General features: G+C 74.1%; 14 protein-coding genes. 10 read left to right on the top strand and 4 right to left on the bottom strand.

Features of this window, described 5'->3' with window-relative positions:
- Positions 1-52: 52 nt before the first annotated feature.
- Positions 53-784, bottom strand: a complete 732-nt coding sequence (locus AB0A69_RS03890; protein ID WP_361415219.1) for a DsbA family oxidoreductase — start codon at positions 782-784, stop codon at positions 53-55.
- A 309-nt stretch (positions 785-1,093) separates the two neighbouring features.
- Here AB0A69_RS03890 and AB0A69_RS03885 point away from each other — a divergent pair, with 309 nt between their 5' ends.
- Entirely contained in the window at positions 1,094-1,612 is a 519-nt protein-coding gene (locus AB0A69_RS03885; RefSeq protein WP_361414943.1) for a GNAT family protein, read from the top strand.
- A gap of 47 nt (positions 1,613-1,659) precedes the next feature.
- Entirely contained in the window at positions 1,660-2,256 is a 597-nt protein-coding gene (locus AB0A69_RS03880; RefSeq protein WP_361414941.1) for a hypothetical protein, read from the top strand.
- 4 nt (positions 2,257-2,260) lie between these two features.
- Here AB0A69_RS03880 and AB0A69_RS03875 read toward each other — a convergent pair whose 3' ends face one another.
- Complete coding sequence (locus AB0A69_RS03875; RefSeq protein WP_361414939.1) at positions 2,261-3,265, bottom strand: helix-turn-helix domain-containing protein; 1,005 nt, start codon at positions 3,263-3,265, stop codon at positions 2,261-2,263.
- Positions 3,266-3,336: 71 nt separating this feature from the next.
- Between AB0A69_RS03875 and AB0A69_RS03870 the strand changes: the two genes are divergently transcribed.
- Positions 3,337-4,878 (top strand): MFS transporter, encoded by a 1,542-nt coding sequence (locus AB0A69_RS03870; RefSeq protein WP_361414937.1) that lies wholly within the window; start codon positions 3,337-3,339, stop codon positions 4,876-4,878.
- On the opposite strand, the gene AB0A69_RS03865 is transcribed toward AB0A69_RS03870, so the two are convergent.
- Positions 4,782-6,311, bottom strand: coding sequence for an aldehyde dehydrogenase (NADP(+)) (locus tag AB0A69_RS03865; protein ID WP_361414935.1), 1,530 nt, complete (start codon positions 6,309-6,311; stop codon positions 4,782-4,784). The genes AB0A69_RS03870 and AB0A69_RS03865 overlap by 97 nt on opposite strands.
- Positions 6,312-6,421: 110 nt before the next feature.
- Between AB0A69_RS03865 and AB0A69_RS03860 the strand changes: the two genes are divergently transcribed.
- The 7 genes from AB0A69_RS03860 to AB0A69_RS03830 all read left to right on the top strand — a co-directional run bounded on the left by AB0A69_RS03860 (position 6,422) and on the right by AB0A69_RS03830 (position 13,135).
- The gene (locus AB0A69_RS03860) at positions 6,422-7,192 is read left to right on the top strand and encodes an IclR family transcriptional regulator (protein ID WP_361414933.1); all 771 of its coding nucleotides are present in this window, start codon (positions 6,422-6,424) and stop codon (positions 7,190-7,192) included.
- A gap of 149 nt (positions 7,193-7,341) precedes the next feature.
- Entirely contained in the window at positions 7,342-8,364 is a 1,023-nt protein-coding gene (locus tag AB0A69_RS03855) for a hypothetical protein (protein ID WP_361414931.1), read from the top strand.
- A gap of 80 nt (positions 8,365-8,444) precedes the next feature.
- A complete protein-coding gene (locus tag AB0A69_RS03850; RefSeq protein ID WP_361415217.1) occupies positions 8,445-9,704 on the top strand; it encodes a histidine kinase in 1,260 nt (419 codons plus the stop codon).
- An 11-nt stretch (positions 9,705-9,715) separates the two neighbouring features.
- Positions 9,716-10,390, top strand: a complete 675-nt coding sequence (locus tag AB0A69_RS03845) for a response regulator transcription factor (RefSeq protein WP_361415215.1) — start codon at positions 9,716-9,718, stop codon at positions 10,388-10,390.
- A gap of 65 nt (positions 10,391-10,455) precedes the next feature.
- Complete coding sequence (locus AB0A69_RS03840) at positions 10,456-11,904, top strand: penicillin-binding protein 2 (protein ID WP_361414929.1); 1,449 nt, start codon at positions 10,456-10,458, stop codon at positions 11,902-11,904.
- A 197-nt stretch (positions 11,905-12,101) separates the two neighbouring features.
- Complete coding sequence (locus AB0A69_RS03835; protein WP_361415213.1) at positions 12,102-12,491, top strand: hypothetical protein; 390 nt, start codon at positions 12,102-12,104, stop codon at positions 12,489-12,491.
- The gene (locus AB0A69_RS03830; RefSeq protein ID WP_361414927.1) at positions 12,488-13,135 is read left to right on the top strand and encodes a hypothetical protein; all 648 of its coding nucleotides are present in this window, start codon (positions 12,488-12,490) and stop codon (positions 13,133-13,135) included. The genes AB0A69_RS03835 and AB0A69_RS03830 overlap by 4 nt, the downstream gene beginning before the upstream one ends.
- 28 nt (positions 13,136-13,163) lie before the next feature.
- On the opposite strand, the gene AB0A69_RS03825 is transcribed toward AB0A69_RS03830, so the two are convergent.
- The gene (locus AB0A69_RS03825) at positions 13,164-14,573 is read right to left on the bottom strand and encodes an NCS2 family permease (protein WP_361414925.1); all 1,410 of its coding nucleotides are present in this window, start codon (positions 14,571-14,573) and stop codon (positions 13,164-13,166) included.
- Between the last annotated feature and the right edge of the window lie 107 nt (positions 14,574-14,680).

The following is a 14,680-nucleotide window of genomic DNA, read 5'->3' as shown; positions in this document are numbered from 1 at the left end:
GACCTGATCTCTCGTCAATTGCGTATGTTTGCGCGCTACCTCTTAGCAATCCTTATGGACGGCTCGGAGCCTCCGCCTCGCACGCGCCGTCGACACCGCACGCCGCCGCGCCCTCGTCGTCACCGGCGGGGCCGAGCGGCTGGAGGGCGCGCCCCTGCCAGGCCTGCTCCAGGGCGCGGGTAAACACCTCGGCGGGCTGGCCGCCGGAGACGCCGTAGCGGCGGTCGAGCACGAAGAAGGGGACGCCCGTCGCCCCGAGCCGGGCGGCTTCCTCCTCGTCGGCGCGCACGTCGTCGGCGTACACCGTCGCGTCCGCCAGCACCTCGCGGACCTCCTCCTCCGCGAGGCCCGCCTCGACGCCGAGCCGCGCGAGGGACTCGAGGTCGTACACGGAACCCTCGCCCGCGAAGTTGGCCCGGTAGGCGAGGTCGAGCAGTTCGCTCTGGCGGCCGCGGGCCTTGGCGAGGTGGAGGAGGCGGTGGACGTCGAAGGTGCTGCCGGCCATCCGCCCGGCCGTGTCGTACGGCAGCCCCTCACCGCGCGCCGTGGCGGCCACCTGCTCCTCCATCGCCGCGGCCTCCTCGCGGCTGCGGCCGTACTTCCTCATCAGCATGCCGACGACCGGCTCGACGTCACCCTTGGCGCGGTGCGGGTCGAGCTCGAAGGACCGGTGCACGACCTCGATCTCCTCCCGGTGCGCGAAGGCCGCGAGCCCCTTCTCGAAGCGCGCCTTGCCGACGTAGCACCAGGGGCATGCGATGTCGCTCCAGATCTCGACGCGCATCTTCTTCTCTTCCTCCGAGGTCATCACGCGAACCAGGCGGTACGGTGCGGAGGCCACCTCCGCCCAGCACCTGAACGCTCCGGGGTAGCGGCTCATTCCACGGAGCGGGCGGTGTGAGCCGGAGCACGCCCGTCGGCGCGCCGCGGGGCCGGGCCTCGGGGCTCCGGGTCCGGTGGGCCGCTGCAAAACGGTTGGACGCCCGTCACCCTGGTCGGCGAGCATCCGCGGGTGAGAGATGCAGCCGATGGCGGGGGACCGTTCACGCGGAGCCCGAAGTGCGTACGTTTCGTCGAGCTGTCCGGTGGGGCGATGTCCGCCCTGCTCGACGGTGACCTGTCCGAAGCCGGCAGGGTGGCCGGGGTTCCGCTGACCGAGTACTTCCTGACCGACAGGGCGCGGTGGCTCTGGCGGTTCCGGCTCGACCAGATGGCCGCCGATCCCGGCCGGGCGCGGTGGATGGTGCGACAGGCGGTCGTCGGCGACGAGGGTCTCGTCGTCGGACATGCCGGGTTCCACGGACCGCCCGACGAGACCGGCATGGTGGAGATCGGCTACTCCGTCGCTCCCGCATTCCGGCGCCAGGGGTACGCCCGGTCCACGCTGATCGAGTTGCTCCGCCGGGCGGCGGCCGAACCTGCGGTCACGACGGTGCGGGCGACGATCGGTCCCGATAACGTGGCGTCCCTGGCCACGATCGCGGGCTTCGGCTTCGTCGAGGTCGGAGAGCAGTGGGACGAGGAGGACGGTCGTGAACTCGTCTTCGAGGTTCCCGCCCGCCGGGTCCCACCCGCTTGGTGGGAAGGCTCACGGCACCACGCCGAGCTGTGACCGGGCGTCCGCCCCGTGTGCCTCGAGAGGAAGGGGAGTCGTCCCGCGTGAGATCGATACGTCTGCTGGGCGCCGCCGGTGCCGTCTGTCTGTCGCTGCTGGTCGCCGGGTGCGGGGCCGAGCGCGTCACCGGGGCCGGGGGTGCGGGCGGGTCCGGCGGTAGCGCCGTGGTGAGTCCGCCGGCGCCCTCCGCCGCCTCCGAGGGCCCCGACGCCCGGCACGACCGGCTGTTCCCGGGCCTCGCCACCCGGTGCGCCGGGCTCTCGGTAAGCCCCTCCCCCAGCGCGTCCACGAGCAGGGAGCCGCTCAGCCCCGAGGCGCAGAAGTACGCGGAGAACCACGCCTTCAAGCAGCGGCTTCCGCTCGGCGCCCGGGCCGCGTGCCGGGGACGCGCGCATGCCGAGCGCATCGGCGGGGGCGTCGATGGCGTACGCACCGAGGGCGAGCTGCGGGCGGCGCTGGAGAAGCTCGGGTACACGGCGGACGACGTCCAGACGTACGGCTCCGGCACCGGACTCGGCTTCGCGGTGTTCGTGCCCGGCGCCGGGCCCTGCGTCAGCGGCCGGGTGGGGCCGCCGCTCTCGGTCGAGGTGCACGGGCCGTACATGGAGGGCGGCTGCGTGGAGCCCCGGGGCGGGCACTGACCGGTCACGCTGCCGAGGACGCGGGCGCGCGGCCCCCGGTCGCGAGGTGGTTGAAGGTGGCGCGGTAGGCGCTCGGGGTGAGGCCGGTGCGGCGGACCAGGTGCTTGCGCAGCGAGTCGGCGGTGCCGAGGCCGCAGGCGCGGGCGACCTGGTCCATGGGGAGTTCGGTGGTCTCCAGCAGCTCCTTGGCGCGCTCGATGCGCTGGTGCAGCAGCCACTGCAGCGGGCTGACACCGCTCTCGGCGTGGAACCGCCGGGTGAGGGTGCGGACGCTGACGCCCGCGTGCCGGGCCAGGTCGGTGAGGGTGAGCGGCCGGTCCAGGTGGCGCATGGCCCAGCCGCGGGTGTCGGCACAGGTGGCGCCGCGCTCGGGCGGCAGCGGGGTCAGGGTGAACTGGGTCTGGCCGCCCGGACGCACGGGCGCGACGAGCGCGAGCCGGGCGACCTCGTTGGCGACGGCGGCGCCGTAGTCGGTGCGGATCAGGTGCAGGCACAGGTCGATGCCGGCCGCGTACCCGGACGACGTCGCGACGCCGTCCTCGTCGACGAAGAGCACGTCCCCGCGGAGGTCCACGGCGGGGAACCGCTCGGCGAGCTCGCGCGAGAGCCGCCAGTACGTCGTCGCGGCGCGGCCGTCGAGGAGACCGGCGGCCGCGAGGACGAACGCGCCCGAGCAGATCGACGCGATGCGCGTGCCCGCGGCGGCGGCGCGCCGGAGTGCGTCCACCACCCGGGGATCGGGGTTCTCGCGGGAGCCGGTGCCCGCGACGATGACGGTGTCCGCGTCCTCCACCGCCTCCAGGCCGCGCGGCACGTACAGGTCGAGGCCGCCGCTGGTGGTGACCGGGCCGGGGTCCGGGGTGCAGATCACCGTCTCGTACCCGGGCCCGTCGTCGAACGCGACGTTCCCGAACAGCATCTCGGGGATGGCGAGGTTGAACATCGACGCGGGCGGCACCGCGATGACGGCGACGCGGAGCGGACGCCGCACAGGCTGGGCGGGCTGCATGGCCAGATCCTCCGGAGGTGTGGCAATCAGGCCGCTACTGTACGGCCGCGAAGATCGCGAAGGTGTACGGCATGGACACGGAAAGCCGCTTCGTACCCTCCCTTCCCACCGCACGTCCGCCCGCGGGGACCGCGCCCGCGGGGCCCGCACGCGCGCTGGCCGCCGCGCTGCTCGGGTTCGCGCTGATCACCCTCGACACCTCCGTGGTCAATGTCGCCCTGCCCGCCATGGGCGGTGACCTGGGCACCGGGATGACGGGTCTTCAGTGGGTGATGGACGCCTACACGCTGGCGTTCGCCGCGCTGCTGCTGTCCACCGGCGCGCTCGCCGACCGGATCGGCGCGAGCCGGGCGTACGCCGGGGGCGTCGTGGTCTTCACGCTCGCCTCGGCGGCCTGCGGCCTGGCGCCCGGACTGCCGTCGCTCATCGCCGCCCGGACCGTCCAGGGCCTCGCGGCCGCCGTGATGCTGCCCGCGTCACTGGCGCTGGTGCGCGAGGCGTACGCCGATCCGGGGCGGCGGGGCCGCGCGGTGTCGCTGTGGGCGGCGGGCGGCACGGTCGCGATGGCCCTCGGGCCGGTCGCGGGAGGGGCGTTGACCAGTGCGTGGAGCTGGCGCTGGATCTTCCTGATCAATGTGCCGCTGGGACTCCTCGCCCTCGTGCTGCTGCGCCGCGTGGCCCGCTCGCGGCCGCGCCCGGCGCCACTCGACGTACCGGGGCAGCTCACCGCGACGCTGGCACTCGGCGCGCTGACGTTCGCGGCGATCGAGGGCGGGGCCGCGGCCTGGTGGGCGCTGGGGGTCACGGGGGCGTCGTTCGCGGCGTTCCTGCTGGTCGAGGCGCGGCACCCGCATCCGGTGGTGCCGCTGGGCCTGTTCCGGTCGACCACGGTGGCGGTGTGCGTCGCCGCCGGGTCGGCCGTGAGCGTCGCGTTCTACGGCATCGTCTTCGTCCTCAGCCTGTACTTCCAGCAGGTGCTGCACCTGTCCGCGCTGGCGGCGGGGCTGATGTTCCTGCCGATGACGGGCCTGTTGGCGTTCGTGAACGTGTTCTCCGCCAAGGTCGCCGCCCGCCGGGGCCCGCGCCTGCCGATCGTCACCGGCCAGGTCCTGGCGGTCGTCGGCCTGTCGCTCCTGCTGTACGTGGACGCGTCCACGCCCCTCGCCCTGCTCGCCGTGTCGTTGGCGCCCTTCGCCCTGGGCTGCGGTTTCGCGCTGCCGCCGCTGATCGCCGCCATGATGGAGGCGGTTCCGGCGGAGCGGGCGGGCACGGCGGCCGGGCTGCTGAACGCGGCGCGGCAGACGGCGGGCGGGCTGAGCATCGCGGTGTTCGGCACGCTGGTCGCGGGTGGGGAGCTCGCCGCCGGTTCCGGCGCCGGTTCCGCGGGCGGCTTCGTGGACGGCATGCGGGTCAGCCTGGTGGTGAGCGCGGCGCTGCTCGCGGTGACCGCGCTGGCGGCCACGCGGCTCGGCCGGCCGGGCTCCGCCGGTGGGCGGTGCCGGCCGGCCGAGCGGCCTCAGCCCTCCCGGCGGCCGTCCACCCGGCGCGGCAGGCCCAGCGGGTTGTCGTCCCGCAGCTCCGGCGGCAGCAGTGCCTCCGGCGTCGACTGGTAGGTGACCGGGCGCAGCCAGCGCTCGATCGCGGTGGCGCCGACGGAGGTGGAGGTCGAGGTGGTGGCCGGGTAGGGCCCGCCGTGGTGCTGGGCGGGGGCGACTGCGACGCCCGTGGGCCAGCCGTTGACGAGCACCCGGCCGGCGAGCGGGGTGAGTTCGGCGAGGATCGCGGCGCCGTCGCCCGCGCCGTCCGCCTCCTCGGAGGAGAGGTGCACGGTGGCGGTGAGGTTGCCGGGGAGCCGCGACAGGACCGAGGTGACCTCGTCGCCTTCCTCGTACCGGGCGACGACCGTGACGGGGCCGAAGCACTCCTCCAGGAGCAGGTCGTGCGGGCCCTCGGCGGCGAGCCGGGCGGCCGGTACGGTCAGGAAGCCGGGGCGGACGGTGTGTTCGCCGCCGGCGCCCGCCGTGACGGGCGCCTCCACGTCCGGCAGGGCGGCGCGCTCGGTGACGCCCGCGACGAAGTGGTCGCGCATCCGGTGGTCGAGGAGGACGCCCTCGTCGACCGTGGAGACGGCGTCGGCGAGCGACTTGACCAGGTGGTCGCCGGCCGGGCCGGCCGGGGCGAGCACCAGGCCGGGCTTGACGCAGAACTGCCCGACGCCGAGCGTCATCGACCCCGCGAGCCCGGTGCCGATCTGCTCGGCACGCTCGGCGGCGGCGGCCTCCGTGACCACGACGGGGTTGAGGGAGCCGAGTTCGCCGTGGAAGGGGATGGGTACGGGGCGGGCGGCGGCCGCGTCGAAGAGCGCCCGGCCGCCGCGTACCGAGCCGGTGAAACCGGCCGCCGCGACCAGCGGGTGGCGGACCAGCTCGACGCCCGCCTCGAAGCCGTGGACCAGGCCGACGACCGCCTCGGGGAGGGAGTGCTCGGCGGCGGCGCCGCGCAGCACCTCGGCGGCCAGCTCGGAGGTGGCCGGGTGGTCGGGGTGGGCCTTGACGACGACGGGGCAGCCGGCGGCGAGCGCGCTGGCGGTGTCGCCGCCGGGCACGGAGAAGGCGAAGGGGAAGTTGGAGGCGGAGTACACGGCGACGACGCCCAGCGGCACCTTGTAGCGGCGCAGGTCCGGGACGGGCGGGGTGGCGGTGTCGTCCGGGTGGTCGATGATCACGTCCAGGAAGGCGCCCTCGTCGACCAGGTCCGCGAACGCGCGCAACTGGTAGCGGGTACGGGCGAGTTCGCCGGTGAGGCGGGCGGTGCCGAGCGCGGTCTCGGCGTCGGCGGCGGCGACGAGCCGGTCCTGGGCGGCGTCGAGGCGGTCGGCGGCCGTCCGCAGGAAGGCGGCGCGCACCGTGCGGTCGGCGAGCGAGCCCCGGGCGGCGTGCGCGGCGCGCACGGCGCTGTCGACGTCGGCGGCTGTGGCCTCCACCGCAACCTGCTCCCGTCGCTTCCCGGTGCGGGGGTCGACGCTCCAGACTTGTGCTGCTGACACCACGACGTCCTTTCAACCCTGCGGAGTTGTTCGGTATTCTGAACAGCGTTCCTGATTCTGAATGGGACTCTATTGACGGGCGTGGCGTGTCACAAGAGGGGCGAGGTCGAATGTCGGCTACCGAATCCGGCGGAGCGCAGGTCAAGTCCGCCGTCCGCACGGTGGAACTGCTCGAGTACTTCGCCGGCAGCCCCGGGATGCACTCCCTCGCCGCCGTCCAGGAGGCCGTCGGCTATCCCAAGTCCAGCCTGTACATGCTGCTGCGCACGCTGGTGGAGCTCGGCTGGGTGGAGACCGACGCGACCGGCACGCGCTACGGCATCGGCGTCCGCGCCCTGCTGGTCGGTACGTCGTACATCGACGGCGACGAGGTCGTGGCCGCCGCCCGCCCCACCCTCGACCGGCTCTCCGACGACACCACGGAGACCATCCACCTGGCCCGGCTCGACGGCACCAACGTCGTCTACCTCGCCACCCGCCAGTCCCAGCACTACCTGCGGCCGTTCACCCGGGTCGGGCGCCGACTGCCGGCCCACTCCACCTCGCTCGGCAAGGCGCTGCTCGCCACCCACAGCGACGAGCAGGTGCGCAAGATGCTCCCCGAGACGCTGCCCGCCCTCACCGAGCACACCGTCACGGACCGCGAGAAGCTCATCGCGGAGCTGCACGTCATCCGCGAGCAGGGGTACGCCGTGGACCGCGAGGAGAACACGCTCGGTCTGCGCTGCTTCGGCGTCGCCGTCCCGTACCGCACCCCGGCGCGTGACGCGATCAGCTGCTCGGTACCGGTGGCCCGGCTGACCCCGGCGCATGAGCAGATGATCAAGGACGCGCTGTTCGACGCCCGCGACCGGCTGACGCTGGCGACCCGGAGGCTCTGAACGGCTCTCTGAACGGCTCTCTGACCGGCTCTCTGGCCCGCTCGCTGACCGGCTCCCCCCTGGGGATGGACCCTTCTCCGCCGTACGGCGGAGGCGGTTCACCGGTGCGCAGGAGGCGTGCGGGGCGGTGCGGCCGGGAGGGTGGAGGCATGACAACGCCCCCGCTCCGCACACCCGACCGCAGGTCCGACGGCACGCCCGCCCCCGCGTCCGACCGCAGGGGCACGCCGCACCGCCCGCGTGCCGCCGGCCCCGGTAGCGCCCGCCGGGTGCTGCGCGCCCTCGCCGTCGTCTCCTGCGTGCCCTACCTCGGCCTCAAGGCCGCCTGGATCGCCGGGAGCCGCGTCGGTATCCCGGACGGCAGCGTGCTGCTGGAGGACCGGGCCCTGATGGCCGCCGTCAACGGCGTGACCGTGCTGATGGACGGGGCGGTCATCGTGCTGGCGCTGCTGCTGACCCAGGGGTGGGGCCTGCGCGTACGGGCCTGGCTGCTCGCCCTCCCGATGTGGGCGGCGACCGGCCTGCTGGCCCCGATCATGGTCGGCTTCCCGGTCCAGATTCTGAGCCGGGGGGGCTCCGCGCCGGTGCCGAAGGAGCCGTTCCTCGACGAGTGGGTCTTCGGGGTGGTGTACAGCGGCTTCATCGTGCAGGGCCTCACACTCGGCGCACTGTTCGCGCTCTACGCGCGGGACCGCTGGGGGCGCGTGTGGCGGGCCCCGGCGGCCGGGCCGGCCGGGCCGTGGGCGCGGATCGTCGCGGTGGTCGCGTCGGTACCGCTGGCGGCGCTGTGCGCGGTACACCTGATGTGGGCGACCGGCTCGACGGCCGGGCTGCCCGCCCGCCGGATCGCCGAGCGCTCGTCGGACTTCCACGCCCTGGAGGGCGTGCGCGCGCTGTTCGCCGTCGTCGCCGTGGCCGGCGTCCTGGCGCTCGTGTACGGCGCGGGCCGGAGCCGTTCGCGCGCGCCGAAGGTACCGCTGGTCGCGGCGTGGGTCGGGTCGGGCGCGGTGGGCTGCTGGGGCGGGTACCTGCTGCTCACGCTGCTGATGCCGATGGACGATCCGTCGAACGCGCCCACCGCGCTCATGGCGCTGACCTACGCTGGCGAGATGATCACGGGGATCCTGCTCGCCTGCTGCCTGGCCGCCTGCCTCCGGCGGCGTGCCGCGTGACCGGCACGACCGGCGTGACCGGCGCGACCGGCGTCCGGACCTCGCTCCGGTCCCGGCTGCGGGCCGGGCTGCGGGCCGTACTGCGGACCGTACTGCCGGGGCGCCGGGCGCGACTGCGCTGGCTCCACCTCATCCTGGGCGGCGCCCTGTTGATGCCGTACTGGCTCGTGGGCACGGTCGTCGTCGGGCCGTTCGTCGACCCGACCGGTGGCCTGTTCGGCGCCTCCCTGGCCGCACAGTTCGCGGCGTACGCGGTCGCCCTGCCGCTCGCCGCGGTCACGGCGCTCTTCCCGCTCGCCCGGCCGCTGTCGGTCGCGGCGGCGCGGAGCCTGTGCGGGGTGGCGCCGGAGCGGTACGCGGACGGCCCGGCGAGGTCGTGGGCGGCGCGCCGGCGCACGGCCGGCTGGTTCACGCTCCACGCGGGCCTGGGCGCGCTGGTCAGCGGGGCGACGCTGGCGCTGCCGCCGTTCGCGGTCACGCTGATGGTGCTGCCGTTCTCGGAGTCGCTGCGCGCGTCGGCGGTCGCTTCCTCCTGGTCGCTGGACCAGGCGTGGCTGGTGTGGGGCGGGCCGCCCGCCGGGCTGCTGTCGCTCGTCGCCCTCATGGCCGCGGCCGTCGGCACCGGGGCGCTGCTGGCCCGGCAGGCGCCGCGGCTGCTGGGGCCGACGCCCGCGGACCGGCTCGCGGCGGCGGAGCGGCGCGCCGCCGAGCTGGCCGTACGCAACCGGCTCGCGCGCGAGCTGCACGACTCGGTGGGCCATGCGCTGAGCGCGGTCACGCTCCAGGCCGGGGCGGCGCGCCGGGTCCTGGACACCGATCCCGCGTTCGTACGGGAGGCGCTGGCCGCGATCGAGGAGACCACGCGGCGCACGGTCGGCGAACTCGACGCCGTACTGGGCTTGTTGCGGCAGGGCGAGGACGACGCGGAGGCTTTGCCCGGCCCCGGCCCCGGTCTGGAGGCGCTGGACGGGCTGGTGTCGGCGGCGGGCGTCACGGTGGCGCTCGCCGTGGAGGGCGGCGCCGATCTCGGCGGCGTACCGGAGCCGGTGTCGCGCGAGGCCTACCGGATCGTGCAGGAGGGGCTGACGAACGCCGCCCGGCATGCCACCGGAGCGGCGGTGTCGGTGCGCATCGCCGTCAAGGAGGAGGAGTTGGAGATCACCATGGAGAATCCGCTGCCCGCCACACCCGCCGTCGCCCGCCCCGGCGGCGGCCACGGCCTGCGGGGCGTCGCCGACCGGGCCCGCCTGCTGGGCGGCCGGGCCGGGGGACACCCCGTCCCGGACAGAGGCGTGTGGCGGCTGTCCGCGCAGCTGCCGCTGACGGGGCCCGGCCGGTGACCGGGCCCGCGATCCCGCCCGTGATCCGTGTCGTGCTGGCGGACGACGAGCGGATGGTGCGCACCGCCCTGCGTGTCGTCCTGGGCGCCGAACCGGACCTGGAGGTGGTCGGCGAGGCGTCGGACGGCGCCGAGGCGGTGACGGTCGTGCGCGAGCTGCGCCCCGACGTGGTGCTGATGGACGTGCGGATGCCCGGCATCGACGGCATCCGCGCCACCGAGCGGCTGGTGGCCTCGATGGGGGAGGCCGCGCCGCGGATCGTGGTAGTGACGACCTTCGAGAACGACGCGTACGTGTACGACGCGCTGCGCGCCGGGGCCGCCGGGTTCCTGTTGAAGCGGGCGGCGGTCGAGGAGCTGGTCGGCGCGGTGCGGCTGGTGGCACGCGGCGACTCGCTGCTGTTCCCGTCGGCGCTGCGGGGCCTCGCGGCGGCGTACGGCCCGAGGGCGCGCGCGGCCGCCCCGCCGTGGGCGGCGCGGCTGACCGACCGGGAGGCGGACGTGCTGCGGCTGATGGCGAGGGGCCTGACGAACGCGGAGATCGCGGGACGGATCGGCGTCGGCCCGGCGACGGTGAAGACACATGTGGCGGCGGTGCTGGCGAAGACGGGGACGCGGGACCGTACGCAGGCGGTGATCGCGGCGTACGAGTCGGGCTTCATCGTCCCCGCCGAGCAGCCCGGATGAGGATTCCCTGAGAAGCCCGTCCTCGTGGAACGCCTCGCGCCGTCCCGTTCGTCCTCCTGGACGGGATGAACAAGACGATCAGAAGAGCCGCGGTCTTCTCCCTCCTGCTGGTGCTCAGCCTGCTGCTGCGGGCGACATGGGTGCAGGCGTACGAGGCGAAGGCGCTCGCGGACAACGCGCACAACCGGCGGAACGTCATGGAGCAGTACGCCCATCCGCTCGGGAACATCGTCGTGGCCGGTTCGCCGGTCACCGGATCGAAGCGGACGGACGGCGGCGACCTGCGCTACCAGCGCACCTACACCGACGGCGAGCTGTACGCGGCGGTCACCGGGTACGGCTCGCAGGCGTACGGCGCCACCCAGCTGGAGGGCATCTACCAGGACGTCCTCCACGGCACCGACCCCCGGCTGAAGAACCCGCTCGACGCGCTCACCGGCGAGCCCACCAAGCCGGGTGACGTGCTGACGACCATCGACCCGGTGGTGCAGAAGGCCGGGTACGAGGCGCTGGGCGACATCAAGGGCGCGGCCGTCGCCATCGACCCGAAGACCGGGCGGATCCTGGGCATGGTCAGCACCCCGTCGTACGACCCGTCGGCGATCGCCGGGTCGGCGGACGGCGACGCCTGGAAGAAGCTGACCACCGACGAGGACAAACCGCTGGTGAACCGGGCGATACGGCAGCCGGTGGCGCCGGGCTCCACGTTCAAGCTGGTCGTCGCGGCGGCGGCGCTGGAGGACGGGCTGTACGGGTCGGTCGACGAGCCGACGCGGAGCCCGGACCCGTACACGATGCCGGGCACGGTCAGACCGCTGGAGAACGAGAACCCGTCGGCCCCCTGCGAGAACGCCTCGCTGCGCACCGCGCTGCAGTACTCCTGCAACAACGTCTTCGGGAAGCTGGCCGTCGACCTGGGGCAGGACAAGGTGCGGGCCATGGCGGAGAAGTTCGGCTTCAACGACAAGGAGCTGGACGTCCCGGTGCGGGCGTACCCGAGCGTCTACCCGACCGGGCTGAACCCGTCGCAGACGGCGCTGACGGGCATCGGCCAGTTCGACGTGACGGCCACGCCGCTGCAGATGGCGATGGTGTCGGCGGCCCTTGCCCATGACGGTGTGCTGGAGTCCCCGCACATGGTCTCCCGCGTCGTGGACGGGGACGGCGACACCCTCGCGTCGTACGACGACATGGACGCGCGCCGGATCGTGTCGTCCGCCACCGCCGAGCAGCTGCGCAGCGCGATGGTCACCGTCGTCGAGAAGGGGACGGGCGACAACGCCCGGATCGACGGCGCGGAGGTCGGCGGCAAGACGGGCACGGCCCAGCGGGGCGTGGACAACAGCAGGAAGCCGTACGCCTGGTTCACCTCGTACGCCAAGGACGCGAAGACGGGCGAGGAGGTCGCGGTCGCGGTCCTGGTGGAGGACTCGGACGCCCGCCGCGCGGAGGTCAGCGGCAACGGCCTGGCGGCGCCGGTGGCGCGGGCGATGATGGAGGCGGCGCTGACGTAGCGGGCCGGGTCGGGTGTGAACGGCCCCGGGCGCGGGCCGGGTCGGATGTGCACGGCCCCGGGCGCGGGCCGCTGCCCGGCACACGGTATGCAGGGGGCACCACCCCCTGGCCCGCTCCCAGCGTCTGGAGGCCCACCGTGTGCCCGCTGTCCCGCCCCCGCCCCGCCCCGCTCCCCCGCTCCCTCTCCGGCTGGACCATGGCGGTCTTCGGCCTCTGCGCCACGGCACTCGGCGCCCTCGGGCTGGCCGCTCCGGACGGTCTGCTCGCCGTCATGGGCTTCGAGGCCATACCGAGCGCCCGGCGTGCGGAGGGCGACCACACCCTGACGTTCCTGACCGCCTCCTCGATGGCGGCGGTCAACATGGGCGTCTACTACGTCCTGGCGGCGCTCGCCGACTGGAAGCCCTTCTTCCGGTGGACGGTGCCGTTCCGGCTCCTCACCTGCGCGGTCTTCACCGCGGCGGTCCTCGCGGGGCGCGCCCCGGCCGGCTTCCTGGCCGTGGGCCTGTGGGAGGGCCTCGGCGCGGTGGTGACGGGGGCCGCGCTCCGGTACGAGGGCCGGGCGCGGCAGAATGTGGCGGCATGACACACCGGTTCGCCCTGCTCGGCGGGGACCACGACGACGCGGTCTGGAACGACCTCTGGAACGACCTCTGCCACCAGGGCTCCGTCTACGAGGACAGCTTCGCCGCTCTGCCGTTCCTCGCGGCCATCGCGGCGGGCCGCGCCCCCGGCGACCGCGAGCAGGCGGTGCTGATGGCCGGGCTGATCGCCTCCGCCGCCGACGAGGAGCGCCGGGCCCGGTACGCCGGCGAGATCGCCGAGCTGCTGCCGGTGGCGCGGGAGTGCCTGGCGGCCTGCCCGGCGGACGACGCGAGCACCTTCGTCTACTTCACGCAGTGCCTGCTGGCGTTCGAGGGCGTACCGGTCTGGTCGGACTCGCTGGAGGGGTTGTTCAACGAGGAGTTCGAGGTCGAGTGCCCCGAGTGCGGGGCGATGCCCTTCGTCGTCTTCGGTGACCACTCCGAGGACGAGGAGGCCGAGACGCACCCCGCCGAGCCGTCCGAGCTGACGGGCATCGCACAGCGGCTGTACCGGATGGCGAGCGAGGCCGGGCAGGCCGGGGTCGCGCGGGGCGTGACGTACCTCTTCGGGCGGGCGACCTGCCCGGAGTGCGCGACGGAGTTCGCGGTCTCCGACCGGGTCGCCGCCCTGGCCACGGGCGGCTGAGCGGGACGGACCGCCGGCTCCGCCTCCGCTACGCGCCGAGCAGCTGCTCGATCGGGTCGATCGCGAAGTAGACCGCGAACAGCGCCGCCGCGCCCCACAGCAGCGGGTGGACCTCACGGGCCTTGCCCAGGGCCGCCTTGAGGGTGACGTAGGCGAGGAAGCCCGCGCCGATGCCGTTGGTGATGGAGTACGTGAACGGCATGACGGCGATCGTCAGGAACGCCGGGATCGCGATCTCGTACGACTGCCAGTCGATGTGCCGCACCTGTGCCATCAGCAGGAAGCCGACGGCGACCAGGGCGGGTGCGGCGGCCTGGGCGGGGACGACCGTGGCGAGGGGCGTGAGGAAGAGCGCGAGCCCGAACAGCGCGCCGGTGACGAGCGAGGCGAAGCCCGTACGGGCGCCCTCGCCGACACCGGCGGCCGACTCGATGTAGGAGGTGCTGGAGGAGGCGGACGCCACGCCGCCCGCGACCGCCGCCGCGCCGTCGATGAGCAGCACCCGGCCGAGGTTCGGCACCCTGCCCCGCTCGTCGAGGAGGCCGGCCTCGCTGGAGACGCCGACGACCGTGCCCATGGTGTCGAAGAAGTCGCTCAGCAGCAGCGTGAAGACCAGCAGCACCAGCGTCACCGCCCCGACCTGCTCGAACGCGCCGAACAGGCTGAAGGAGCCGACGAGTCCGAAGTCGGGGAGGGCGGCGATGTGGTCCGGGAACGACGGGACGGTCAGACCCCAGGCGAGCGGCTTGATGTCGGCGAGTTCGTCGATGACGATCGCGACGGCCGTCATGGTGACGATGGAGATGAGGATCGCGCCGCGCATCCCGCGTGCCATCAGCGCGATGGTGAGCAGCACACCGAGGCAGAAGACGAGGACCGGCCACCCCGAGAGCTGCCCGGTGGCACCGAGTTGCACGGGCACGGACCCCGTCTCGCCGGGGATGCGGGTGGCGAACCCCGCGTCGATGAAGCCGATGAACGCGATGAACATGCCGATGCCGACGCTGATGGCCTGCTTGAGCGGCTTGGGGATGGCGTGCATCACCGCCTCGCGCAGCCCGGTGACGACGAGGACGCAGATGAGGACGCCCTCCAGGACCACCAGCCCCATCGCGTCGTCCCAGCTCATCAGCGGCGCCAGCTGGTACGCCACGACCGCGTTGAGCCCGAGCCCGGCGGCGAGCGCGAGCGGCAGGTTGCCGCCGAGCCCCATGGCCACCGTCATCACGGCCGCCACCAGCGCGGTCGCGGTGACGAGCTGCCCGGTGGACAGCTGGGTGCCGAACCTGTCCTCGGTACTGCCCAGGATCAGCGGGTTGAGGACGAGGATGTACGCCATGGTGAAGAACGTGGCGAACCCGCCGCGGATCTCGCGCGCCACGCTCGATCCGCGCTCGCTGATACGGAAGTAGCGGTCGACGGCCTGTGCTGCCGGCATGGGACTCCTCGCGGGAGGTGGGGGTGGATGGTGCGGGCTGCGGGGGTGCGGAGGTGCACGATTTTCGCCGCGTGGGAGCCCGGTCCAGGTTTACGGCGTGTAATACA

The organism is Streptomyces sp. NPDC045431, from assembly GCF_040646655.1.
GTDB lineage: Bacteria > Actinomycetota > Actinomycetes > Streptomycetales > Streptomycetaceae > Streptomyces.
The sequence above is the reverse complement of the archived record's forward strand: the minus strand, read 5'-3'. Positions and strand labels throughout refer to the sequence as shown.